Below are 22810 nucleotides of genomic sequence, written 5' to 3' on the forward strand. Positions count from 1 at the left end.
GGGCGGAAAACCCGCGCGGCGAATGCATCGCTACGCCAGCAGGCCCGAAAGGGAGATGACGAGGGCCCCGACCTGAGCTTGCGAAGGTTGGGAGTCATCGATCGCACTCCCGGGGCGGCAGAAAACCGAACGGCTTCGCTGCTTGCACACCTTCTCTATCGCGTTACTAGACTTGAGAGAGTCGAAAGAGGTTTGAAAATGTTTGAGTCCGTACAGGGCCTGCTGGATGAGCACGACTCCATCCAGGCCCAGCTGGGGGATCCTGCTGTCTACGCCGACCAGCGGCTGGCCCGCAAGTTGGGGCGGCGTTCTGCCCAGCTGAACGGCATTGTGGAGGCTTACCACCGCTGGGAAGCCATCAGCGACGACCTGGCGGCTGCCAAGGAAATGGCGGACGAGGACCCCGAGTTCGCGGCCGAGGTACCCGAGCTGGAGGCTGCGCTGGAGACGGCGGCGGCCAGGCTGCGCCGGCTGCTGATCCCGCGCGACCCTGACGATGCCCGCAACGTGATCCTCGAGGTCAAGGGCGGCGAAGGCGGCGACGAGGCTGCGCTGTTCGCCGCGGACCTCCTGCGGATGTACAGCCGTTATGCGGAATCCCGCGGCTGGAAGACCGAGATCATCTCCGCCACCGAATCGGACCTTGGCGGCTACAAGGACGTCCAGATGGCCGTCAAGGGCAACTCGAACGATCCGGCCGAGGGCGTGTACGCCCGCCTCAAGTTCGAGGGCGGCGTGCACCGGGTGCAGCGTGTCCCCGTCACCGAATCCCAGGGCCGCATCCACACTTCGGCCGCCGGTGTGCTGGTGCTGCCCGAAGTGGACGAGCCCGAGGAACTAGAGATCAACCAGAACGATCTCAAGATCGACGTCTACCGCTCCTCAGGTCCCGGCGGGCAGTCGGTCAACACCACCGACTCCGCTGTGCGCATCACCCACCTTCCCACCGGAATCGTCGTCGCCATGCAGAACGAGAAGTCGCAGCTGCAGAACCGTGAGGCCGGCATGCGCGTGCTGCGTGCCCGCATCCTGGCACACCAGCAGGAGCTGATCGACGCCGAAAACTCGGCGCAGCGCAAGTCGCAGATCCGCACCATGGACCGCTCCGAGCGCATCCGCACCTACAACTACCCGGAAAACCGGATCGCGGACCACCGCACCGGTTACAAGGCCTACAACCTGGACCAGGTCATGAACGGCGACCTGGAACCGGTGATCCAGTCGGCCATCGAACTGGACGAGCAGTCCCGGCTCGACGCAATCGGCGAATAGGCGCGGGTCACTCGTGATGACAGCAGGCGATGGTCCGAGCCTCGCGGAGGCCGTCAGCGAGGCGACGGCGGTTCTCGCGGCGGCCGGCGTGCCCAGCCCGCGCGTGGATGCCGAGCTCCTGGCCGAGCACCTGCTCGGCGTCGGGCTCGGCCGGCTGCGCGCGTTGATGCTCGGCGACTCGCCGGCGCCGGAGGGCTATGCCGACCTCGTGGCCGAGCGGGCGCAGCGGATCCCGCTGCAGCACATCACCGGCGTGGCGCACTTCCGCTACCTCGAACTCGCCGTCGGCCCCGGCGTGTTCATCCCGCGGCCGGAAACCGAATCCGTGGTGCAGCTGGTGCTGGACTGGCTCAAGGACAGGGACGGGTTGGCGCACCCGAAAGTGGTGGACCTGGGCACTGGATCCGGCGCGATCGCAGGATCGATCGCATACGAGGTTCCCGGCGCGGAAGTGCACGCGGTGGAGTACAGCGAATTCGCACACGCCTGGGCGGCGAAAAACCTGGCTTCCCTGGGCGTCCACCTCATCCGCGGCGATCTGCGCGACGCACTGGGCGAACATAATGGCACCTTCGACGTCGTCGTCTCCAACCCGCCCTACATTCCGGCCGAAGCGATCCCGAACGAACCCGAAGTGGCGCTGCACGACCCGCCCGAGGCGCTCTACGGCGGGGGAGCGGACGGGATGGAACTTCCGACGGCGGCGGCCGCCTCGGCTGCCCGGCTGCTTGTCCCCGGCGGCTACTTCGTGATGGAGCACGCCGAAGTCCAGTCGGAATGGATCGCCGCGATGCTCAACCGCACCGGGGTGTTCTCCGAGGTGAGCACGCACCGCGACCTCAACGGCAAGGACCGTGCCACCAGCGCCGTCCTGACACCGTCAGAACTGACATAGTCAAAGCAGACGCGTCAGAGCAGACACTGCCAGACCTGACGCCTCAAAAATTTCGTGTCACAAGTGATGAAAGAATAGGCCAGTGACGACTAGCTACGATTGCACGGCAGCTGAGCAGCGCGCCGCGGGACTTGAACACGCCCAACGGGCCATCCGGGAGAACAAGTGCGTGGTTTTCCCCACGGACACGGTCTACGGCATTGCCGCCGACGCCTTTTCACCCCTTGCCGTGACCCTGCTGCTCGCGTCCAAGGGCCGGAGCCGGAAGATGCCGCCGCCCGTGCTGATCCCCAGGCTGAACGCCCTCGATGGCCTCGCCACGGACGTTCCGGCCGAGGCGCGTCAGCTGGCCGAGACGTTCTGGCCCGGTGGCCTGACCCTGATCCTGCACGCCCAGCCGTCACTGGACTGGGACCTTGGCGAGACCAAGGGGACTGTCGCCCTGCGGATCCCGGCCGACGAGATCGCCCAGGACCTGCTGACGCTCACCGGGCCCCTTGCTGTGTCCTCCGCGAACCGCACCGGGCACGCAGCGGCGCAGACCGCCGCGGACGCCGAGGCCCAGCTGGCGGAATCCGTGGAGGTCTACCTTGAGGGCGGACCCCGGCCCGCCGAGGGTGCCGAGGCCCTCTCCTCGACCATTGTGGACGCGACGGCCCTGCCGTTGCGCGTAGTTCGACAGGGTGCAATCAGCCTCGAACGCCTCCGCGGTGTGGTTCCCGGGCTGCTCGACGTCGACGGCAACGCCCCCGATGCCGTGGACGCTGCTGACGTTGCTCCGGATAACGACGCTGCGCCCGAGGGCGACGCCGCGCCCAAGGGTGATGCTGTGCCCGGGTCCGCTGCGCCGGAGCCCGCCGCGCCTGAGCCCGGTTCCGCATGACGCTTCAGCGCCAGCACGTCCCGTTCCTCGACGTCGAAGCGACCCCCGTGACGGTGTCCGAGCTGACCGCGGTCCTCAGCACCTTCGTGGCCGACGGCCGCACCCGGATCGTGGTGGGGCACAACCTGCACAGCGTGACGCTGCTGCACTCCGATCCGGCGTTCCGGTCTTTCTACGACCGCAGCGACGTGGTGCTGATCGATGGCGCGCCGGTGCTCTGGCTCTGGGCCAAGACCGGCGAAGAGCACGACGGCAGGGAACCGGTGATGGATTACCGGCTGGGGTCGACCGATTGGATTCCGGCGCTGGGAAATGTCGCGGGCTTGGAGCGCATCGCGGTCATCGGCGCAGGCGCCGTGGCCAACGCCGGCGCCGTGGCAAAGCTGCGCGAGATCGTCCCCGGGGCCAGAGTCGACGGCATGCCCGGCGAAGGCTGGAACAGGGATGTTGAGGAAACAGCGGTCGAATGGCTTAACGGGCTGCGCCCGCAGCTTGTGCTCCTGGGCCTTGGGATGCCGCTGCAGGAACAGGTCCTGGCCCGCCGGCTTGCCGCGCTCCCGCCGGCCATCTACTGCGCCGTCGGCGGCGCAATCGAGCAGATTGCCGGGGTGCAGAAGCTGGCACCGCGCTGGATCGGCCGGCTCGGGCTTGAGTGGGCCTGGCGGCTTATGCTCCACCCGCAGCGGGTGGCCTACCGGGTGTTCGGCGAGCCCTGGGTGCTGCTGGGGCTGCTGCTGCGCCGACGCCTGCGCCGGCAGCCCTAGGGGCAGCACCCCTAGCGCCTGCGGCGCGGCGGGCTAGAACTTCTGGTCCTCCAGCGGACCGAAGCCCTTCCCGCGGAGCCCGGCGGAAAAGGCGCGGAACCAGTCCGCGAGCCCGCGGAAGTCGCCGCTGCGCAGGAAGTAGCCGAGGTAGCCGCCCACATCCGCGATGAATGACTTGACCCGGAAGTGCCGGCGGATCATGTAGCCGCGGTTCCGGTAGTAGAAGTAGCGCTTGAAGGCCGAATCCGGAACGATCACATGCCACCGCGCACCGAAGACGTGCTTGGTTTCGGCGAACGCGTGCGGGTGCGTGATGGCGGCAGTGGTGACGGTGCCGAAACGGATCCCGGCCTTCCTGAGCCTCAGCGTGAAGTCCACCTCGTCGCCGCGGATGAACAGGCGCATGTCCGGCAGGCCGACTTTGAAGAAGACATCGGAACGGATCAGGGCGCCGTTAAAGAAGTGTCCGTCGTCGGGCAGGAACCCGACCTTTTCCACCTCCGCACGCTCATGCGTGACCTTGCCATTGAGCCGGAAGAAAAAGGACAGCTGGTCGGGGTGGCCGGGGGCCACCACGAGCGGGACCACGGCGTCCAGGCCGCGTTCCTGCGCCTCGCGCAGCAGCGTGGCAAGGCATTCGGGGTCTGCCGGCTCGGCGTCGTCGTCCATCATCCAGATCCAGTCAGCCCCGCTGGCCACGGCCTTGAGGATGGCCAGCGAGAACCCGCCGGCACCGCCAAGGTTCGCCTCGGACCGGACATAGTCCACGTTGGCGTGCCGCTCGGCAACTTCCTTCGAAGGCACGGTGCCGCTGTCGACGAGGCAAATGGACCGCACCGGAGCGGTCTGGTTGTTGATGGCGTCCATCAGGACCGCCAGCTCCCTGGGACGGTCAAACGTCACGGCAGCGACTGCAACCGAGGGGGTCATCGCGGGGTCCTTTCATCACGACCGTCAGTGGTTTTCCCGCCGGCGGAGGGCCGTGTGACGCGAAGACAGGTGGCCGTTGGCATTAGTATCTTGACTAGAGTCCACTGTAATACAGCCCTGTCAGGCACTACGCACTGCCTGCCCTGCGCACGGCGACGGAGAAGTTTCATTTTTCGAAAGACAGTTCCACGGCAATTGAATCCACCCCATTTCCGCAACTCACTGGTGTGTCCGCTGCTGCGGAACGTGCCGGCGTGGGTTGCCTGCGCTGACGGTACTGACGGTACCGGGTTGGTGGTCTTCCCGTGATCATGTACCTGCTCATGATGCTGACGGCAGCGATCGTGAGCTACACGGCGACTTGGGGTGCCCGTCTGGTGGGCAACAAGCTCGAGTTGTATTCCCCGATCCGCAGCCGCGACATGCATTCCACCCCGATCTCCCGGCTCGGCGGCCTGGGCATCTTCGCGGGGGTCCTGGTGGCCTTGGTCATGGCGAGCAATTCGTTCTTCGTCAAGGACATCTTCCGGAACAACACGGCACCGTGGGGAATCCTGGCTGGGGCCGCCGTGATCGTGCTGGTTGGCATGGCGGACGACCTGCTGGATCTTCGGTGGTGGGTCAAACTGATTGGCCAAAGCGCCGCCGCGCTGGTCGTGGCCATCTGGGGAGTCCGGATGACGGTCATCCCGTTCATCCCGGAGCCGTTCGTGATTGAGAACGAAGCCGTGAGCATCGTGCTGACCGCCGGGCTGATCGTGACCACGATGAACGCTTTCAACTTCATCGATGGCCTGGACGGCCTCGCCGCAGGCGTGGCGATTATCGGGGGAGCGGCGTTCTTCCTCACGGCCTACTGGGTCCACCGCACGGCCGTCTTGCTCGACCGCTCGGACCTGGCCACACTCCTGACCGCCGTGGTGGTCGGCAGCTGCGTCGGCTTCCTGCCGCACAACTGGTTTCCCTCGAAGATCTTCATGGGCGATTCCGGGGCCATGCTGATCGGCCTGCTGATGGCCTCGGCCGGCGTCGTCTCCACCGGCCAGATCAGCTCCGGCCTCTACGACCGGGCCAACGGTATCCCCACCGTCATCCCCATCCTGTTGCCGTTCGCAGTACTGTTCCTGCCGCTGCTGGACCTGGGCCTGGCGGTTGTGCGGCGAACCGCACTGGGCCGTTCGCCGTGGTCTGCGGACCGCGGACACCTGCACCACAAACTCCTGGACATCGGATACTCGCACCGCGGCGCCGTCGTGCTGATGTACTTGTGGACCTGCATCCTTGCCTTCGGCGGGCTCGCCTTCGCGATTTTCCCCTGGCACATAGTCCTCGCCGTCGATCTGGCCGCCGCGGCGATCATGGCCGTGGTGACTGCCTGGCCGTACCTGCGCCAGCGGGGACCGCGGCAGATGGCCCGCACTCCCGAGTAGCCCGGCATGCAGGAGGATCCTGCTCTGACGCGCTTTACCGAATAATTTCTATCTAATGTAGAATTCAGTGGCGGTGCTTCGCCGCCCACCTTGACCAGCCTCACGCCAGCGACGATTGGGATCTCATGACCTCCAACGCCGAACCGGGACCCGCTTCCGGCAACGGACCCGTTGGCGTCTCTGGCCCCACAAAATCCCTGTGGCTCAGACTGCTGGCCATGAGCTCCGCAGTCTCCGCCGCCGCCCTGGTGCTGACCGGCATCGCCGCATTCATCTTCAACGGCGCCCTGGGGTTCTGGTCCGCCCTCTTCGGGGGAGCGCTGGTGATGGCGTTCTTCGCCATCAGCCTGGCGGTGGGCCACTTTGTCGGCCGCAACAACCCCTCCGGAGCGATCGGACTGTTCGTCGCGACGTACTTCGTCAAGGTTGTCGGCTTTGCCGTGGTCCTCTTCGTCATCGGGGCTCCGGCCTGGCTGCACGGCCGCTGGTTCCTGATCGGCGCCGTCGTGACCGTGGTGCTTTGGCAGGCTGCCGAAATTTACGGTTTCAGCAAGGCGAGGCTCCAGATTTACAACGACCCCGAAACCCGAAAAGACGGCACCGATGTTTAGCCGCAAAGCCGGACGCATACCAAATAACAAGTCAGTCAAAACACCTAAAACTACAGCCGGTGCCCCCGGTGTATCGACGGATGGCAGCGACGGCGGATACAACGCCGGGATCGCCGTCTTCAGCTACATTGTTGGCGGAATCATCGTCTGGAGTTTGATAGGGTGGGGACTGGATAATCTGTGGGGAACCCGCTGGATTGTGCTCGCAGGCGCTCTGCTTGGAGCTGCGGGAGGGTTCTATCTTTCTCATATGCACGGCCTCACCAGTAACAGAACTTCAGCTGGTGACGGCAATGCTGCACGTGGCCCGTCCCAGGACGAGGAACAGTAATGCCAAATAATTTTACAGGGGGAGAGGCGGGCACCAATGTCGCCGGTCCCCGCCCAACGCCCAATGATGGACACTGCAGAGAGGAAACGCGTTGATCGCGCTTGCGCTCCCGGCCCAAGATTCAGGAACCTTCACGCCTCCTGGAATTGAAGAACTTCACCTGCCGGCTATCATCCCCTGGGGTGCGGCCGAAGGATTTTCCAAGCAGATGCTGCTGGTAATCCTGTCGGTTGTCATTATCGCTACATTCTTTGTGATCGCTGCGCGGAAGCAGCAGCTCGTTCCCGGCAAGCTGCAGTTCGCAGGCGAGGCCGCCTATAGCTTCGTCCGCAACGGCATCGCCAAGGACATTATCGGCGGCCGGGACTTCATGAAGTATGTCCCGCTGCTGTTCAGCCTGTTCTTCTTCATCCTCGTGAACAACATCTACGGTGCAATCCCGCTGATCCAGCTTCCGACCTTCTCGCACGTCGGCGGAGCCTACGTGATGGCAGCGATCGTGTATGTCACCTGGATCGGCATCGGCATCAAGCGGAACGGCCTGAAGTACTTCAAGCTCGCGACGGTTCCTTCCGGTGTGCCGTTCTACATCCTCCCGATCGTCGTCCCGATCGAGATCATCTCCAACTTCCTGGTCCGCCCGGTCACGCACAGCCTCCGTCTGTTCGCCACCATGCTGGCCGGCCACTTGATCGTGATGATCTCCGGTGCGGGCATCGAATTCCTCGTGATGCAGGAAAGCGTTCTCCTCAAGGGCGCGTCCGTACTCGTCCTTGGCGGCGCCATCGCCATGTACATGCTCGAAGCACTGATCATGGTGCTGCAGGCCTACGTGTTCACGCTGCTGACCGCGATTTACATCGAGGGCGCGCTCCACGCCGACAGCCACTAGGCACAACGCCAAAAGGCGCTGCGCCAGGGGCACAACGCCAAAGGCACAACATAGTCTTCCCCTCTAGGGGATGAAGCAAACCAAACAACCTGCCACATGGGTGGCATCTTGAAAGGAACAAAAAATGGAAGGCTCCATCAACGGCTCCCTCAACCTCGTCGGCTACGGCCTCTCCGCCATCGGCGGTGGTATCGGTGTGGGTCTCGTGTTCGCTGCCTACATCAACGGCGTGGCACGTCAGCCGGAAGCCCAGCGCGTCCTGCAGCCGATCGCATTCCTCGGCCTTGCGCTGACTGAAGCCCTCGCCATCCTTGGCCTGGTCTTCGCGTTCGTTCTCAAGTAAACAGAACAACCGAAAATCCAGAACCGAGTAGATAAGGACGGGTGAAATATGAATCAAGCGATCATCTCAGCCGCCACCGAAGGCGGTACTAACCCCCTCGTTCCCAATCCTTGGGAGATGCTTGTCGTCTTCGCCGGCTTTGCTCTCCTCATGTTCATCGTGGTCAAGTACGTTGTCCCGATGTTCGAGAAGACCTTTGCAGAGCGGGCCGAGGCCATTGAGGGCGGCATCGCCAAGGCCGAAAAGGCCCAGGCCGAAGCCTCCGCAGCACTCGAAGAGTACAAGCAGCAGCTCACGGAAGCCCGCACCGAAGCCAACCGCATCCGCGAGGAAGCACGCGCCGAAGGCGCCCAGATCCTTGCAGAGCTGAAGGAGAAGGCGGCTGCCGAGTCTGCCCGCATCACCGCGCAGGCCCACACGCAGATCGAATCCGAGCGCCAGGCGGCCGTTGTGTCGCTCCGCGCGGAGGTCGGCACGCTGGCCACGACGCTGGCGAGCCGCATTGTCGGCGAGGCTCTGAGCGACGATGCACGGTCGGCCCGAGTGGTGGACCGCTTCCTGGCAGATCTGGAGAACCAGAACGCGGGTGTAGCTAAGTAATGGCAGGTGTATCGAGCGAATCGCTGGCCGCTGCGCTGGCGGCACTGGAGGCCAAGCTTCCCACCGCGTCGCTGCAGTTGGCAAAGGAACTCTTCGGAATCCTGGGAACGGTGGACAGCTCGGCAGGCTTGCGCCGCGCCCTGACTGACCCGTCCCGCAGCGGTGACGAAAAGTCGGCGCTGGTCAAGCAGCTCTTCAGCGGGAAAGTATCCGCTGACGCTGTTGAAATCGCGGCCGGACTGGCCAGCTCCCGCTGGGCATCGGCACGGGATATCGGCGATGCACTCGAGACTCTTGCCGCTTCGGTGGTCATCGCTGTTGCCGAGAACAAGTCGGCCGTCTCTGCCTCCGGGCTCACCGGACTTGAATCGCTGGAGAACGATCTGTTCTCCTTCAACCAGGCCGTTGAGTCCAGCCACGAGGTCCAGCGTGCTCTGTCCGAGCCGCAGGCCAGCCCGGCCGCCAAGGTGACCCTCGCCGAGAAGCTCGTACCTGGTGCGAGCGAGGAAGCGAAAGTCCTGATCGGACAGGCCGTCACGGCTCCGCGCGGGCTCAAGGTCACCAGGCTGGTTCGCCGTTTCGCCGAGCTTGCCGCCAAGCGCCAGCAGCGCTGGATTGCAACGGTCAACGTCACCCGTCCGCTGTCGGAGACACAGACCAGCCGTCTGCAGACCGGGCTGAACGCCCTTTACGGGCGCGAGCTCAAGATCAACATGAACGTTGACCCGGCACTGATCGGTGGCATCCGGATCCAGGTAGGTGACGAAGTGGTTGACGCTTCGGTCGCCGGCCGCCTGGGCCAGCTCCAGCGTCAGCTTGCTTAGCTAAGCCGGACAAGCACAAACCTAACGACAAGAAACCCCGGTCATCGTGAGCAACGATGATCACGAAAACAGGAGAGCAGGGACTGCAGATGGCCGAATTGACCATCAACGCCGACGACGTCCGTAATGCGTTGAACGAGTTCGCGGCGTCCTACGAACCCGGAAACGCAGAGCGCGTAGAGGTCGGCCGTGTAACAACCGCAGGTGACGGCATCTGTCGTGTTGAGGGCCTTCCCTCGGTCATGGCGAACGAGCTGCTTCGCTTCGAAGACGGCACCCTGGGCCTGGCCCAGAACCTCGACGTCCGCGAGATCGGCGTCATCATCCTCGGTGACTTCACCGGAATCGAAGAAGGCCAGGAAGTCCACCGCACCGGACAGGTTCTGTCCGTGCCGGTTGGCGACGCCTTCCTCGGCCGCGTGGTTGACCCGCTGGGCCAGCCCATCGATGACCTCGGCGAGATCAAGGCCGAGACCACCCGTGCCCTGGAACTTCAGGCACCCGGCGTGACCCAGCGTAAGTCGGTTCACGAGCCGATGCAGACCGGACTCAAGGCTATCGACGCCATGATCCCGATCGGCCGCGGCCAGCGTCAGCTGATCATCGGTGACCGCCAGACCGGCAAGTCCGCCATTGCCATCGACACGATCATCAACCAGAAGGCCAACTGGGCTTCCGGCGATGTCACCAAGCAGGTGCGCTGCATCTATGTAGCCATCGGCCAGAAGGCATCCACGATCGCGGCTGTCCGCCAGACCCTGGAAGACAACGGCGCACTGGAATACACCACGATCGTGGCTTCCCCCGCGTCTGACCCCGCAGGCTTCAAGTACCTGGCACCGTACGCCGGCTCGGCTATCGGCCAGCACTGGATGTACGGCGGCAAGCACGTCCTTATCGTGTTCGATGACCTGTCGAAGCAGGCCGAGGCCTACCGTGCAGTGTCACTGCTGCTCCGCCGCCCGCCGGGACGCGAAGCCTACCCGGGCGACGTCTTCTACTTGCACTCCCGCCTGCTGGAGCGTTGTGCCAAGCTCTCCGATGAGCTCGGTGCAGGCTCGATGACCGGCCTGCCGCTGATCGAGACCAAGGCGAACGACGTGTCCGCCTACATCCCGACCAACGTCATCTCCATCACCGATGGCCAGATCTTCCTGCAGTCGGACCTCTTCAACGCCAACCAGCGCCCCGCTGTGGACGTCGGTGTGTCCGTCTCCCGTGTTGGTGGCGCCGCCCAGGTCAAGTCCATGAAGAAGGTCTCCGGTACCTTGAAGCTGGAACTGGCCCAGTACCGCGACATGCAGGCCTTCGCCATGTTTGCCTCGGACCTCGACGCCGCATCGCGCCAGCAGCTGACCCGTGGTGCACGCCTGATGGAACTGCTCAAGCAGGGCCAGTACTCGCCGTTCCCGATCGAGAACCAGGTTGTCTCCATCTGGGCCGGCACCAACGGCCACCTCGACGAGGTTCCGGTTGAAGACATCAACCGCTTCGAGACCGAGTTCCTGGAGCACCTCAAGCACAAGTCCTCCATCCTGACGACGCTGGCCCAGACCAACGTCATGGACGATGACACCGCTGAAGCGCTGAAGACCGCAATCGTGGACTTCAAGAAGGGCTTCTTCGGCGAGGGAGACAACCTCCTGGTCGGTGCGGGGCACGAGGAGCACGCCCCCATCGGCGAGGATCAGGTCGACCAGGAAAAAATCGTCAAGCAGAAGCGCTAGTTTCGCTGGCAGGGACTGCCGGGACCCGCACGGGTTTCGGCAGTCCCGGCCATCGGGATCTTAGGAAAGGATAAGTATGGGAGCCCAGATCCGGGTCTACCGCCAGAAGATCAGCTCGACGACGTCGATGCGCAAGATCTTCAAGGCGATGGAACTGATCGCTACCTCGCGCATCGGCAAGGCCCGCGCACGCGTAGCAGCTTCACTGCCTTACGCGAACGCGATCACGCGTGCCGTTTCTGCTGTCGCAAGCCAGAGCGAAATCGACCACCCCCTGGTCACCGAGCCGGCGCAGATCCGCCGGGCCGCCGTCCTGGTTATCACCTCGGACCGTGGCCTCGCGGGGTCTTACTCGGCGAGCATCCTCAAGCAGGCCGAAGGCCTCAATGAGCTGCTCCACGCGGAAGGCAAGGAAGTCAAGACGTTCCTGGTCGGCCGCAAGGCGCAGGCGTACTTCGACTTCCGGAACCGTGAATACGCTCGCGTATGGACCGGCAACACGGATGCACCGGAGTTTGCGACCGCGCGGGAAGTCAGCGAAGCATTGCTGGCTGATTTCGCTACCGCCTACGAAGAGGGCGGCGTCGACGAAATCCACGTCGTTTACACCCGCTTCAAGTCGATGGTGACCCAGGAGCCGACGGTCGTTCGTCTGCTGCCGCTCGAGGTCGTCGAAGAGAAAGCCGCGTCCGAATCGGACCTGCTTCCCCTCTACGAATTCGAGCCGGAAACGGAGCAGGTCCTCGATGCCCTGCTGCCGCGCTACATCGAATCACGTATCTTCGCCGCCATGTTGCAGGCAGCAGCTTCCGAGCTCGCAGCCCGCCAGCGCGCGATGAAGTCCGCCGGCGACAACGCGACGGATCTCATCAAGAAGTACACGCGTCTGCGCAACACTGCCCGCCAGGCTGAAATTACGCAGGAGCTTTCCGAAATCGTTGCCGGTGCCGACGCGTTGTCCGCGTCCTAGCCAGCACGAGCCCGGATCCAGCTGTACCTGCACCAAAGAATAAACTTAACCCCACGCCATCTACTGAGTGAAGTGAGAGAGATGACTGCCACTGCTACCGATCACGTAGCCGCAACGTCCGGTGCTACCGGTCGTATTGCACGTGTTATTGGCCCGGTTGTCGACGTCGAATTCCCGGCTGACGCAATCCCCTCGATTTACAACGCACTCACCACCGAGATCACTCTCAACGGTGAGACCCGAACCGTCACGTTCGAGGTTGCCCTGCACCTGGGCGACAACCTCATCCGTGCTATCTCCCTCCAGGCCACCGACGGACTTGTCCGCGGTACCAACGTTGTAGACACCGGCGGCCCGATCACCGTGCCCGTGGGCGACGGCGTCAAGGGTCACATCTTCAACGTGCTGGGCAAGCCGCTGGACGTCGACGAGTCCGAGATCCAGGCTTCCGACTACTGGCCGATCCACCGCAAGGCTCCCGCCTTCGCGACCCTGGAAGGCTCCACCGAGATGCTGGAGACCGGCATCAAGGTGATCGACCTCCTCACCCCGTACATCAAGGGTGGCAAGATCGGTCTGTTCGGTGGTGCCGGCGTCGGCAAGACCGTGCTGATCCAGGAAATGATCACCCGTGTTGCCCGCAACTTCGGTGGCACCTCGGTGTTCGCCGGTGTCGGCGAGCGTACCCGTGAAGGTAACGACCTCTGGGTCGAAATGGAAGAGGCCGGCGTCCTGAAGGACACCGCCCTTGTATTCGGCCAGATGGATGAGCCGCCGGGAACGCGTCTGCGCGTGGCACTGTCCGCCCTGACCATGGCGGAGTACTTCCGCGATGTGCAGAACCAGGACGTGCTGCTCTTCATCGACAACATCTTCCGCTTCACCCAGGCAGGCTCCGAGGTTTCCACCCTCCTCGGCCGCATGCCGTCGGCTGTGGGCTACCAGCCCAACCTGGCCGACGAGATGGGTCTCCTCCAGGAGCGCATCACGTCCACCAAGGGCCACTCCATCACCTCGATGCAGGCCATCTACGTTCCCGCAGATGACTACACCGACCCGGCTCCGGCCACGACCTTCGCACACCTCGACGCGACCACGGAACTTTCCCGTGAAATCGCCTCCCGTGGTCTGTACCCGGCCGTTGACCCGCTGACGTCGACCTCCCGGATCCTGGATCCGCAGTACATCGGACAGGCCCACTACAACACGGCCGTTCGCGTCAAGCAGATCCTGCAGAAGAACAAGGAACTTCAGGACATCATCGCCATCCTCGGCGTTGACGAACTCTCTGAAGAAGACAAGATCGTCGTGTCGCGTGCACGCCGCATCCAGCAGTTCCTCTCGCAGAACACCTACACCGCCAAGCAGTTCACCGGCGTCGAGGGCTCCACAGTATCCATCAAGGACACTGTTGAAGGCTTCACCGCGATCTGCGACGGCGAACTTGACCACGTTGCAGAGCAGGCGTTCTTCAACGTCGGCGGCCTGGACGACGTCGAGCGCCAGTGGGCCAAGATCCAGGAACAGACCAAGTAATATGGCTGAGCTTGAGGTTGAGATTGTCGCAGCGGATCACTTCGTGTGGTCCGGAGCGGCCAAGATGGTCAAGGCCCGCACCAGCGATGGTGAAATCGGAATCCTGCCCGGCCACTCGCCCCTGCTGGCGATTCTGGCCGAAGGTGAGCTGGCAATCGAGCCGGTGTCCGGTGACCGCATCTCTGTAGCCGTCGACGGGGGATTCTTCTCCGTTGACAACAACAGGGTGGTCATTGTTGCTGACAACGCCCAAATGGGCGAAGCGGCTACTGCGGGGATCCGCTAGCACGACCTTGATGAACAGTATTGGTTTGCCGTTCATCGTCCTGGCAACTGCGTTTGCGTTGCTGGTATTTGCACTGTGCCTCATGGGGGTGCGCCGCTTCAATCTGCGGCGCGCCCTCGGCACGGTGGACGCCTCCATCTGCACGGCTGGAAAAAGCTGGCAGATGGGGGTTTGTCGTTATCAGGACAACGACCTCGAGTGGTTCCGCCTGGTCTCACTCAGCGTCCGTCCCAAGCACACCTTCCGGCGCAGCTCGCTGGAGCTCCTTGGCCGGCGCAAGCCCACCGAATCCGAGCTCCTCAAGGTCCAGCCCGACGCCGTGATCGTGGAGCTCCGCTACGAGGGGCGGCAGGTTCTTCTCGCGATGCGCTTCGATGCCTACACAGGGTTGTCATCCTGGCTTGAGGCCGGACCGGTCATCGGCGTCGGCACCTGGCGCTAGCCCCGGTGGACTACCTTGACAGCCTCCGCCTGGTCGACGGCCCGGTGGTGTGGCTTGCGTGGGCCGCCGGTGCGGCAGGCCTGGCCTACCTCCTCTGGCACGCCGCCTTCCGGTATCCGGGTTTCCGGCACACCGCTTCTGGGCACATCAGGCGTCGCCTGCCCGGTGCGGCCGTCGTCGTCGCTGCCGTGACCCTGCTCGCCGCATTGCTCGTCGCGGCCGTGCACTGGTTCCTGATCTACGCCATCACGGTCTTCCCCGCCGAACTGCCTGGGGAGACCCTCGTCTGGTCCCAAGTTGGCGTCGGCGCCCTGCTCCTGTGGATCATGTGCCTGTTCGGTCTCCGGGTCCGCGGACGCAGCCGCACCAAACCTTGGCGTTCAGGCGCCGCAGCCACGGCCGCCTTTCTGGCCGTCCTCGCGCTTGCCGCTGTACAGATCAACATCTACTTCGGCCTGAACCACACCGTCGGCGATCTCACCGGAACGGCAGTAGCCCGGATCAAGCCGCTCGAGGCCGGCCTGACGCGCGCGGCCGGCGGCCCGGCCTCCACCGGGCTCGCCCACTGGCAGGCACCTGCCCACCTTCCCGACGGCGTCATCCGCAAGGCGGTCATCCCCGGCAGGATCTCCGGCTTCCAGAGCCGGGACGCCTACGTCTATCTCCCGCCGGCCTACCAGAGTTCCCCCCGGCCCGCGTTGCCGGTGCTGGTCCTTTTTTCCGGCCAGCCGGGCAGCCCCGCCGACTGGCTGACCGGCGGCGCGCTCCGGATCCGGCTGGACCGGTTCGCTGCGCAGCACGGCGGGGTGGCGCCCGTGGCGGTGGTGGTCGATCCCAACGGCTCGCCGACGGCAAACACACTGTGCCTCGACAGCCGGATTGCCCAGGCGGACACCTTCCTGGCGCGGGATGTGCCGGACTGGATCAACCGCACGCTCGACGTCGACCCGAACCCCCGGCAGTGGGCCGCGGGCGGCTTCTCGTTCGGCGGCACCTGTGCCATGCAGATGGTGACGCGGCATCCCGACGTCTACGGCGCGGCGCTGGCCTTCTCCAGCGAGGACGAGCCGGCCCTCGCGAAGGAGCGCGCCAAGACCATCGAGGCCTCCTTCGGCGGCGACGCCGAGGCCTTCGACCGGCTGACCCCGCTCCGCGTCATGGCGGAAAACCGCTTCGACGGCCACGGCGTGTACTTCGCCGCAGGAGACCACGACCCGGAGTTCACCGGCTACATGGACGTGCTCTCCGACGCGGCACGCCGCGCCGGGTTCACGGTCGAAACACACCGGATCGCCAACGCGGGGCACTCCTGGGACACAGCATCCAACGGCCTGCCCGGCGGCCTGGACTTCCTGGCCCGGCGCTGGGGGATCTCGCCATGAGCCAGACCAAAAACGGCAGCACGCGGACCGCGGCGGGCCCGGGCCCGGAAGGCCCGCCGTTGCTGGACGTCTGGCGGCAGGGGATGCGCCAGACGCTGGCGCACTTCCGCGCCGTACCGTTCACCCTGGCGGTCCTCGCGACCTTCCTGGCCGTCGGTGCCGTCACGGGCAGCTTCCTGTCCGGGCCGCCGAACGCCCTGCTGCCCATCGCCTCCGTCAACGCTCCGGGGCTGAGGGCGGGTCACTGGTGGTCCCTGTTCACGTCACTGTTCTTCGCCACCAATCTGCTGGCCTACCTCGCCGCATCACTGATGATCCTCCTGCTTCTGGGCCTCGCTGAACGGCATCTGGGGACGCTGCGGACAGCCGTGTTCTTCTTTGCGGGCCAGTTCGCGGCTGTGACCGTGTTCCTGCTGATCACCCAGCTGGCCCGGTATATCGGCGACGGCTGGCTCGGCCTCATGGTCAATGCCCGGCTGATCGGCCCCTACGCCGCCGTCCTTGCCGTGGCCCTGGCCGCCAGCGGGCTGCTGCCCACTTTGTGGCAACGGCGGCTGCGGACCGCCGTCGTGTCCGCGTCGCTGCTGCTGGTGCTCTACGTCGGGCATCCGGAGACGGTGGTGGGGCTCGCCGGTGCCCTCGCCGGCCTGGCCGCTGGCTGGTGGATCCAGGGCGACCGGGGGACCCTGCACCGCCACCGTTCGACGGGCCGCGAAACGCGCAACCTGTTGGCGCTCACGGTCGCCATCTTCGCGGTGGGACCGATCCTCACGGCAGCTGTCAGCAGCCCCACCGGGCCCCTGGCCTTGTTGCGCGACGTCGTGCTGAACCCGCTGCCCACACTGAGCCAGCTGGAGGAAAACTGCGGCGGGACGGTTGATGTCAGCTGCCTGGAGGCCGGCCGGGCCGGATTCGCCGGTCCGCTGGGCCTCGCGCTGGCGGTGGTCCCGGTGGTCCTGCTGTTGATCTGCGCGGACGGCATGCGGCACGGCCGCCGCCTGGCCCTGCGGATCGCCATCATCGTCCAGCTCGGCGTTACAGCCCTGGCCGCCGTGTACCTCGCCCTGTTCGCCCGCATTCCGCACTATCCCAACCGGCCGCACACGGCCGTGATGGGCTCCGGCTTCGTCCACGTCCTTCCGCTCGTGGCCGTTCCGCTGCTGCTCGTTGTGCTGCTCTGGCTGAACCGCCGGCAGTTCCGGGTGGAGACGGCACCGCGGGCCCGGGGGATCCTGGGCATCGTGGTAGGCGGGACGTGGCTGGGGCTCGCCGGAGCCTACGCGGTCGCGTGGCTGGCGGCCGGCGGGATGGACCGCGACGGGGGAGTGCTGGGCCTCGCCGCGGAACTCGCCCGGCAGTACCTGCCGCTGCCCATTCCCGGCGCCTACAGCAGGCTCTTCCAGAACCGGTACGCCGTCGAGTCCTTTCTGTTCGCCTATGCCGGCATCATCTTCTGGGGAGTGGCCCTGGCCGCGGTCTGGCTGGTCCTGCGGCGGCGGCTGCACGGTACCGGGATGAACAGTACCGACGTCGGCTTCGGGGACCGGGACACGGCCCGTGACCTCATCCGCCAGGGCGGAGACTCGCTGTCCTGGATGGCGCTCTGGGAACCGAACAAATACTGGTTCACGCCGGACCGTCGCGGCGGGGTGGCCTACCAGCAACACGGCAACGTGGCCCTGACGCTGGCGGGCCCCTTCGGACCCGCTGCCCTCCATGAGGAGACCGCGGCGGGTTTCATGCGCTATTGCGCCGAGCACGCCCTGATCCCGTGTTTCTACTCCTGCACCGCCGACCTGTGGCCGATGCTCCGGGCCCGCGGGTTCCGCCGGGTGGCCGTGGCCCAGGAAACCAGGCTCGCCGTGCGGGAACTCGAGTTCAAGGGCAAGGAATGGCAGAACGTCCGCACCGCGCTGAACCGTGCCGCGAAGACCGGCGTCGAAGCCGTGTGGGGGCGCTACAGCGAATTCCCGGCCCCGCTGCGGGCCCAGCTGAGCGAGGTCTCCGAGGAATGGGCGGCGCAAAAGCACGTGCCGGAGATGGGCTTCACGCTCGGCGGCATCGACGAGCTCGACGACGACGAAGTGCTGTGCTGCCTGGCGGTGGACGCCGCCGGACACGTGCAGGGTGTCACGAGCTGGCTGCCGGTGTACCAGGACGGACAGCTGGTGAGCTGGACCCTGGACTTCATGCGCCGGCGCGGAGACGCGTTCCCTGGCGTCATGGAGTTCCTCATTGCCTCCGCCGTGCTGGAACTCAAGCGCACGGTCGAGGTCATCTCCCTTTCCGGCTCGCCGCTGGCGAAGGACCGTGCCGCAGACGACGCGGCCCGGCGCAGCGACGCCGGGGACGCTGCTGTGGATCCCGCTGGAGACACTGCCGAGAGTCCTGCCGGAGCCGCTGCCGGGGGCGGCGATGCCGGGCCTGAGGGGCTGGCCGGGATCCTGGACGTGGTGGGCCGGGCCCTGGAACCCATCTATGGCTTCCGCTCGCTGGCAACGTTCAAGTCGCGCTTCAAACCGGACTACCGCACGCTTTACCTCTATTACCAGGATCCGCTGCAATTGCCCGCGATGGGCCGGGCCCTGAGCCGCGCGTATCTTCCCGGGCTGTCCGTCCGGCAGAGTGCACGTCTGCTGCGCACCCTGGTGCGTTAGCCGGCCGGGTCCGGCGGTTATTGCCCGGCGCGCCTGGCGCGGATCCGGGCCCTGCCGTAAACGCATTCGCGCGGCCGTGCAATTCGGATGAACAATATCGCTTGACCAATAGAGGCGTGGCCAAAAGGCGAAGACCTGAAACGCCGCGGCCAACAATGCACAAAAAAATGATCCCCGGCACAAATGCCGGGGATCATTTTTGGTGCCGGAAATGCCCTAAAGCACTTCCTGACGGGAGACTAGACCAGCGTTACGCCGGTAGCCTGGGGGCCCTTGGCGCCCTGGCCGATCTCGAACTGAACACGCTGGTTCTCGTCGAGGGTCTTGAAGCCACCGGTCTGGATCTCGGAGTAGTGAACGAAGACATCGCCATCGGAGTCATCCGGGGTGATGAAGCCGAAGCCCTTTTCTGCGTTGAACCACTTGACGGTTCCCTGTGCCATTTGTTTCTCCTCATTGTGGATCTGAATAAGTCCGGCGCACTTCACACCGCACTTGGTCACTCTGCGAGAAGAACCTTTGGCAACGGACCGGATTCCCGAACCGTGGCTGCAGGAGCTTCACGCTCGCAACATGTCTTGCGAGCATGAATAACACCTACACAAAGACTTGTATAAGAATTTCATGACACTTGCGTCAGGTCAACGGGCGAGCGGGAGAAATGCATAAATTTTGTGCAAATAACCGCTTAACGCGAATCGCCGCCGCGGAAAGACTGCCGCAGGGCGCTTAGAAGAGCCTGGATTCGCTGTCGTCAACGCCGCGCATGGCGTCGTAGTCAAGGGTCACGCAGTCAATTCCGCGGTCCTTGGCGAGGACTTTGGCCTGCGGCTTGATCTGCTGGGCAGCGAAGATTCCCCGGACCGGAGCCAGCAGCGGGTCCCGATTCAGCAGTTCCAGGTACCGGGTGAGCTGCTCGACGCCGTCGATGTCGCCGCGCCGCTTGAGCTCAATGGCCACGGTGGCCCCATCCGCGTCCCGGGCCAGGATGTCCACGGGGCCGATCGCCGTGAAGTACTCGCGGCGGATCAGCGAGAACCCGGTGCCAAGCAATTCGATCTGGGCGGCCAGGAGCCGCTGGAGGTCCGCCTCGACGCCGTCCTTGATCAGGCCAGGGTCCTGGCCCAGTTCGTGGGACGTGTCGTGCAGCTGCTCATGAATATTGATAATGAGCCGGTCATCGGTCTTGGCCGACTGGACCGTCCACTGCTCGACGACGCCAACTTCGACGTCGACCTCATCCGGGGTGGAGACGCGCAAAGACGCAGGAGGGCTCATCCAGTTCAGGGGCTTGTAGGATCCGCCGTCGGAATGGACCAGGACCGAGCCATCGGCCTTGACCAGCAACAGCCTGGTGGCCAGCGGGAGGTGGGCTTTGAGGCGGCCGACGTAATCAACGGAGCAGCGGGCTATGACTAAACGCACCCGGTCCACTCTACCGTCTGCGCGGGGGTCCCCGGGCTGGGGCGGCGGGACGGCGGGGCTGCAGCTCAACCGGCGCCGCGGCGGTGACGCAAAGACTGGCAGCCGGTCTGGGGCAGAATGGAGGCATGCCCCGTTCCAACCGACCCCGCCGCGCCAGTTCTGCAAAGACAGGCTCCGGCAAGAGCGCAGCGCCGGGAAAGGGCAAAGCCCCCGGGGCCAAACACGGCCCGGCGCCGGAGCTCGATCTGGAGCGCGCCCGCTCAGGTTTCGCCCGGCGGGAAAGCGCGCCGGACGGTGAATGGATGGTCCGCCCCATCACCGCCAGCCGCGCCGAGAAGACCTACATCTGCCCGGGCTGCTCCACCGCCGTACTGCCGGGGATCGCCCACCTGGTGGTCTGGTCCGAGGACCACCTCTTTGGCGCCGCCGCGGGTCTCGCCGAGCGCCGCCACTGGCATACCAACTGCTGGACCTCACGGAGCTATCGGTATCGCTAAGCTGGTCAGCATGACTTTTGATCCCGCGTCGTACGTCTTCACCCAGCCGTCAGAGCCGACTGCCATCCGCGCGTCCACCGTCCTTCCGGCCCACCGCGAGAACGTCGAACTCCGTACCTCGGACGGACACCGGCTGGTGGGCGAGCTCGCCCTCCCGGAATCCGGCGAGATCAAGGCAACACTCATTACGCTGCACCCGCTGCCGACGCACGGCGGCTTCATGGATTCGCACGTCTACCGCAAGGCCTCCTACCGGCTGCCGGCCCTCGCCGGAATCGCCGTACTGCGCTTCAACACCCGTGGCACGTCTTCGCCGCGGGGGACCAGCGGAGGAGCCTTCGAGGAAGGCATCGGCGAGCGTCTGGACGTCGAGGCCGCCGTGCAGTTCGCCGTGGACCGGGGCCTGCCAAACCGGTGGCTCGTGGGCTGGTCCTTCGGCACTGAGCTTGCCCTCATGTACGGCGCCGCTGAGCCCGTCGCCTCGGAGATCGAGGGGGCTGTCCTGCTCTCGCCCCCGCTGCACCGGGCCACGGACGTGCACTTGAAGGAATGGGCCCGGACGGGCAAGCCGCTGAAGGTGCTGGTCCCCGAACACGACGACTACCTGCAGCCGGCTGATGCCGCCGCGAGGTTCGCGCTGGTACCGCAGGCGCAGGTGCTAGGGGTCGACGGCGCCAAGCACCTGTGGGTGGGGGAGAAGTACGCCGGGCGTGTGCTCAACGAGATCGTGGACCAGGTCATCCCCGGCAGCGCCGGAACAGTGCTTCCGCAGGAATGGGACGGACCGGTCGCCACGGCGCACTCCTGAGCCGCCAGCGCCTGCCCGAAAGGGGAGAACCGCGCCGAAAAGGGAATTCCGCGCCGAAAAAGGACAGCCGCACCGGGGATCCACGGTGCGGCTGTCCTTTTTCGGCGCGAAAACCGGCTGCCAGGGGGAACTGTCAGCGGCTGTCCTGGCGCGCGATGAGGATTTCTTTGACCAGCAGCATGATGGCCGCCGCGGTGGGAATGGCGATCAGGGCTCCGAGGACGCCCAGCAGACTGCCGCCGGCGATGACCGAGATGACGGCCACGGCGCCCGGCACCGCCACGGCTTTCTGCATGATCCGCGGCGAGATGAAGTAAGCCTCGAACTGGAGGTAGGCGAAATAGCAGATGGCGAAGACAAGCGCGGTCTGCCAGCCGGCGGTCAGGGCAACGAGCGTCACCAGGAACCCGGCAATCATGCCGCCCACCAGCGGGATGAACGCCAGCAGGGCCACGACGAACGCCAGTAGCGTGGCGAACGGTACGCCGATGATCGACATCACAATGAACGCGAACGTGGCGTTCAGCAGTGCGACGGCGGCCTGGCCGATCACGTAGTTGCCCACCGAACCGGTGATTTCCTCGGACAGGGCTTCAACCCGGGCCCGGCGCGAGCGCGGCGCGAGCCGGTAGCCCCATTTCTTCATCGCGGGAAGGGCGCCGAGGAAGTACAGGCTCAGGACCAGCACGATCAGTGCGCCGAACAGTCCGTTTGCCACGGTGGAGCCGAAGCCCACAACGCCGCCGAAGATGCCGCCCATGGCGTCCGGGTTGTTGACGAACTTCTCCAGCTCCTGGCTGATGCGGTCCCGGATGCCGAACTGGCTGTCAACGCTCCGGAAGAATTCCGAGTCAATGAAATCCTGGACCCACTTGGGCGCCTGCTGCACGATTTGCGTCACCTGCTGCACGATCGTGGGGATCAGGGTGGCAAAAAATGCGGCGACTCCAAGCGCCAGGGTGGATACGGACAGGAGGATGCCGGCGGCCCGGGGGACATTTCGGCGTTCGAGCCAGCGAACCACCGGGTCCAGCCCCAGGGTGATGAAGAGCGCCGTGATGATCCACAAGAGCAGCTGCGTCGTATTTGACCCGATCCAGTAGACCAGGAGGGCGAAGCCGACGCCGACCGTACCCATGAAGCCCATATACAGGGGGTGCTGGGCCGACATGCGCGGACCGGGACTGCCGAAGCGGGCCTCGGTCCCGGCCTCGGCCTCATGCTCCGGCGGCATCTCGAAGCGGATTCTCGGCTGGGCTCCCGGCAGGGGCTGGCGCAGGCGCCGGGCCGCGGACAAAAGGACAT

Annotated in this window: 24 protein-coding genes; 20 read left to right on the top strand and 4 right to left on the bottom strand. The window is 65.2% G+C overall.

What is annotated here, in order from left to right; all coding sequences use genetic code 11:
* Positions 1 to 198 precede the first annotated feature (198 nt).
* The 4 genes from prfA to LQV16_RS18095 all read left to right on the top strand — a co-directional run bounded on the left by prfA (position 199) and on the right by LQV16_RS18095 (position 3814).
* A complete protein-coding gene (gene prfA, locus LQV16_RS18080; protein ID WP_229995273.1) occupies positions 199 to 1272 on the top strand; it encodes a peptide chain release factor 1 in 1074 nt (357 codons plus the stop codon).
* Between the two features lie 16 nt (positions 1273 to 1288).
* Positions 1289 to 2167, top strand: coding sequence for a peptide chain release factor N(5)-glutamine methyltransferase (gene prmC / locus LQV16_RS18085; RefSeq protein WP_229995274.1), 879 nt, complete (start codon positions 1289 to 1291; stop codon positions 2165 to 2167).
* An 82-nt stretch (positions 2168 to 2249) separates the two neighbouring features.
* Positions 2250 to 3050, top strand: coding sequence for an L-threonylcarbamoyladenylate synthase (locus tag LQV16_RS18090; RefSeq protein WP_229995275.1), 801 nt, complete (start codon positions 2250 to 2252; stop codon positions 3048 to 3050).
* Positions 3047 to 3814, top strand: a complete 768-nt coding sequence (locus LQV16_RS18095; RefSeq protein ID WP_229995276.1) for a WecB/TagA/CpsF family glycosyltransferase — start codon at positions 3047 to 3049, stop codon at positions 3812 to 3814. Before LQV16_RS18090 ends, LQV16_RS18095 begins: the two co-directional genes overlap by 4 nt.
* Before the next feature lie 33 nt (positions 3815 to 3847).
* On the opposite strand, the gene LQV16_RS18100 is transcribed toward LQV16_RS18095, so the two are convergent.
* A complete protein-coding gene (locus LQV16_RS18100) occupies positions 3848 to 4744 on the bottom strand; it encodes a glycosyltransferase (RefSeq protein WP_229995277.1) in 897 nt (298 codons plus the stop codon).
* Between the two features lie 305 nt (positions 4745 to 5049).
* On the opposite strand from LQV16_RS18100, the gene LQV16_RS18105 reads away from it, so the two are divergent.
* The 14 genes from LQV16_RS18105 (at position 5050) to LQV16_RS18170 (ending at position 18775) form a co-directional block, all read left to right on the top strand.
* On the top strand, positions 5050 to 6174 hold the full coding sequence (locus LQV16_RS18105) for an MraY family glycosyltransferase (protein ID WP_229995278.1): 1125 nt from the start codon (positions 5050 to 5052) through the stop codon (positions 6172 to 6174).
* 125 nt (positions 6175 to 6299) lie between these two features.
* Positions 6300 to 6785 carry a hypothetical protein gene (locus tag LQV16_RS18110; RefSeq protein ID WP_229995279.1) on the top strand — a complete coding sequence of 162 codons (486 nt, stop codon included), beginning with the start codon at positions 6300 to 6302 and terminating at the stop codon, positions 6783 to 6785.
* Complete coding sequence (locus LQV16_RS18115) at positions 6778 to 7116, top strand: hypothetical protein (protein ID WP_229995280.1); 339 nt, start codon at positions 6778 to 6780, stop codon at positions 7114 to 7116. Before LQV16_RS18110 ends, LQV16_RS18115 begins: the two co-directional genes overlap by 8 nt.
* A 91-nt stretch (positions 7117 to 7207) precedes the next feature.
* The gene (gene atpB / locus LQV16_RS18120; RefSeq protein WP_229995281.1) at positions 7208 to 8008 is read left to right on the top strand and encodes a F0F1 ATP synthase subunit A; all 801 of its coding nucleotides are present in this window, start codon (positions 7208 to 7210) and stop codon (positions 8006 to 8008) included.
* A gap of 124 nt (positions 8009 to 8132) precedes the next feature.
* Positions 8133 to 8351 carry an ATP synthase F0 subunit C gene (atpE, locus tag LQV16_RS18125; protein WP_028276067.1) on the top strand — a complete coding sequence of 73 codons (219 nt, stop codon included), beginning with the start codon at positions 8133 to 8135 and terminating at the stop codon, positions 8349 to 8351.
* Between the two features lie 48 nt (positions 8352 to 8399).
* Positions 8400 to 8951, top strand: coding sequence for a F0F1 ATP synthase subunit B (locus LQV16_RS18130; RefSeq protein ID WP_028276066.1), 552 nt, complete (start codon positions 8400 to 8402; stop codon positions 8949 to 8951).
* Positions 8951 to 9775 (top strand): F0F1 ATP synthase subunit delta, encoded by an 825-nt coding sequence (locus tag LQV16_RS18135; protein ID WP_229995282.1) that lies wholly within the window; start codon positions 8951 to 8953, stop codon positions 9773 to 9775. Before LQV16_RS18130 ends, LQV16_RS18135 begins: the two co-directional genes overlap by 1 nt.
* Positions 9776 to 9864: 89 nt before the next feature.
* A complete protein-coding gene (atpA, locus tag LQV16_RS18140) occupies positions 9865 to 11502 on the top strand; it encodes a F0F1 ATP synthase subunit alpha (RefSeq protein WP_229995288.1) in 1638 nt (545 codons plus the stop codon).
* A gap of 76 nt (positions 11503 to 11578) precedes the next feature.
* Positions 11579 to 12472: a F0F1 ATP synthase subunit gamma gene (locus LQV16_RS18145; protein WP_229995283.1), complete on the top strand. Its 894-nt coding sequence runs from the start codon at positions 11579 to 11581 to the stop codon at positions 12470 to 12472.
* A gap of 81 nt (positions 12473 to 12553) precedes the next feature.
* Entirely contained in the window at positions 12554 to 14008 is a 1455-nt protein-coding gene (gene atpD / locus LQV16_RS18150) for a F0F1 ATP synthase subunit beta (protein WP_090581405.1), read from the top strand.
* A gap of 1 nt (position 14009) precedes the next feature.
* Positions 14010 to 14294 (top strand): F0F1 ATP synthase subunit epsilon, encoded by a 285-nt coding sequence (locus LQV16_RS18155; protein ID WP_090581408.1) that lies wholly within the window; start codon positions 14010 to 14012, stop codon positions 14292 to 14294.
* Between the two features lie 10 nt (positions 14295 to 14304).
* A complete protein-coding gene (locus LQV16_RS18160; RefSeq protein ID WP_229995284.1) occupies positions 14305 to 14736 on the top strand; it encodes a DUF2550 domain-containing protein in 432 nt (143 codons plus the stop codon).
* A gap of 5 nt (positions 14737 to 14741) precedes the next feature.
* Positions 14742 to 16118 carry an alpha/beta hydrolase-fold protein gene (locus tag LQV16_RS18165; protein WP_229995285.1) on the top strand — a complete coding sequence of 459 codons (1377 nt, stop codon included), beginning with the start codon at positions 14742 to 14744 and terminating at the stop codon, positions 16116 to 16118.
* Positions 16119 to 16201: 83 nt separating this feature from the next.
* Positions 16202 to 18775 (top strand): DUF2156 domain-containing protein, encoded by a 2574-nt coding sequence (locus tag LQV16_RS18170; RefSeq protein ID WP_229995289.1) that lies wholly within the window; start codon positions 16202 to 16204, stop codon positions 18773 to 18775.
* Positions 18776 to 19014: 239 nt separating this feature from the next.
* Here LQV16_RS18170 and LQV16_RS18175 read toward each other — a convergent pair whose 3' ends face one another.
* Complete coding sequence (locus LQV16_RS18175; RefSeq protein ID WP_011692441.1) at positions 19015 to 19218, bottom strand: cold-shock protein; 204 nt, start codon at positions 19216 to 19218, stop codon at positions 19015 to 19017.
* Positions 19219 to 19504: 286 nt separating this feature from the next.
* On the bottom strand, positions 19505 to 20200 hold the full coding sequence (gene nucS / locus LQV16_RS18180; RefSeq protein ID WP_026266819.1) for an endonuclease NucS: 696 nt from the start codon (positions 20198 to 20200) through the stop codon (positions 19505 to 19507).
* Between the two features lie 125 nt (positions 20201 to 20325).
* On the opposite strand from nucS, the gene LQV16_RS18185 reads away from it, so the two are divergent.
* Positions 20326 to 20697, top strand: coding sequence for an ATP/GTP-binding protein (locus tag LQV16_RS18185; protein ID WP_229995286.1), 372 nt, complete (start codon positions 20326 to 20328; stop codon positions 20695 to 20697).
* 10 nt (positions 20698 to 20707) lie between these two features.
* The gene (locus tag LQV16_RS18190; protein WP_229995287.1) at positions 20708 to 21505 is read left to right on the top strand and encodes an alpha/beta fold hydrolase; all 798 of its coding nucleotides are present in this window, start codon (positions 20708 to 20710) and stop codon (positions 21503 to 21505) included.
* A 133-nt stretch (positions 21506 to 21638) separates the two neighbouring features.
* Here LQV16_RS18190 and LQV16_RS18195 read toward each other — a convergent pair whose 3' ends face one another.
* On the bottom strand, positions 21639 to 22802 hold the full coding sequence (locus LQV16_RS18195) for an AI-2E family transporter (protein ID WP_229995290.1): 1164 nt from the start codon (positions 22800 to 22802) through the stop codon (positions 21639 to 21641).
* Positions 22803 to 22810: the final 8 nt, after the last annotated feature.

This window comes from Arthrobacter sp. Bi26 (assembly GCF_918697925.1).
Classification (GTDB): Bacteria; Actinomycetota; Actinomycetes; order Actinomycetales; family Micrococcaceae; genus Arthrobacter.

Bases quoted from the DNA above. Each gene is read 5' to 3' on its own strand.
- LQV16_RS18155 (WP_090581408.1), top strand. From the start codon at position 14,010: ATGGCTGAGCTTGAGGTTGAGATTGTCGCAGCGGATCACTTCGTGTGG.
- prfA (WP_229995273.1), top strand. From the start codon at position 199: ATGTTTGAGTCCGTACAGGGCCTGCTGGATGAGCACGACTCCATCCAG.
- LQV16_RS18175 (WP_011692441.1), bottom strand. From the start codon at position 19,218: ATGGCACAGGGAACCGTCAAGTGGTTCAACGCAGAAAAGGGCTTCGGC.
- atpE (WP_028276067.1), top strand. From the start codon at position 8,133: ATGGAAGGCTCCATCAACGGCTCCCTCAACCTCGTCGGCTACGGCCTC.
- atpD (WP_090581405.1), top strand. From the start codon at position 12,554: ATGACTGCCACTGCTACCGATCACGTAGCCGCAACGTCCGGTGCTACC.
- LQV16_RS18130 (WP_028276066.1), top strand. From the start codon at position 8,400: ATGAATCAAGCGATCATCTCAGCCGCCACCGAAGGCGGTACTAACCCC.
- LQV16_RS18185 (WP_229995286.1), top strand. From the start codon at position 20,326: ATGCCCCGTTCCAACCGACCCCGCCGCGCCAGTTCTGCAAAGACAGGC.
- LQV16_RS18115 (WP_229995280.1), top strand. From the start codon at position 6,778: ATGTTTAGCCGCAAAGCCGGACGCATACCAAATAACAAGTCAGTCAAA.
- LQV16_RS18190 (WP_229995287.1), top strand. From the start codon at position 20,708: ATGACTTTTGATCCCGCGTCGTACGTCTTCACCCAGCCGTCAGAGCCG.
- prmC (WP_229995274.1), top strand. From the start codon at position 1,289: ATGACAGCAGGCGATGGTCCGAGCCTCGCGGAGGCCGTCAGCGAGGCG.
- LQV16_RS18110 (WP_229995279.1), top strand. From the start codon at position 6,300: ATGACCTCCAACGCCGAACCGGGACCCGCTTCCGGCAACGGACCCGTT.
- LQV16_RS18145 (WP_229995283.1), top strand. From the start codon at position 11,579: ATGGGAGCCCAGATCCGGGTCTACCGCCAGAAGATCAGCTCGACGACG.
- LQV16_RS18160 (WP_229995284.1), top strand. From the start codon at position 14,305: ATGAACAGTATTGGTTTGCCGTTCATCGTCCTGGCAACTGCGTTTGCG.
- LQV16_RS18100 (WP_229995277.1), bottom strand. From the start codon at position 4,744: ATGACCCCCTCGGTTGCAGTCGCTGCCGTGACGTTTGACCGTCCCAGG.
- LQV16_RS18135 (WP_229995282.1), top strand. From the start codon at position 8,951: ATGGCAGGTGTATCGAGCGAATCGCTGGCCGCTGCGCTGGCGGCACTG.
- LQV16_RS18095 (WP_229995276.1), top strand. From the start codon at position 3,047: ATGACGCTTCAGCGCCAGCACGTCCCGTTCCTCGACGTCGAAGCGACC.
- atpA (WP_229995288.1), top strand. From the start codon at position 9,865: ATGGCCGAATTGACCATCAACGCCGACGACGTCCGTAATGCGTTGAAC.
- LQV16_RS18170 (WP_229995289.1), top strand. From the start codon at position 16,202: ATGCGCCAGACGCTGGCGCACTTCCGCGCCGTACCGTTCACCCTGGCG.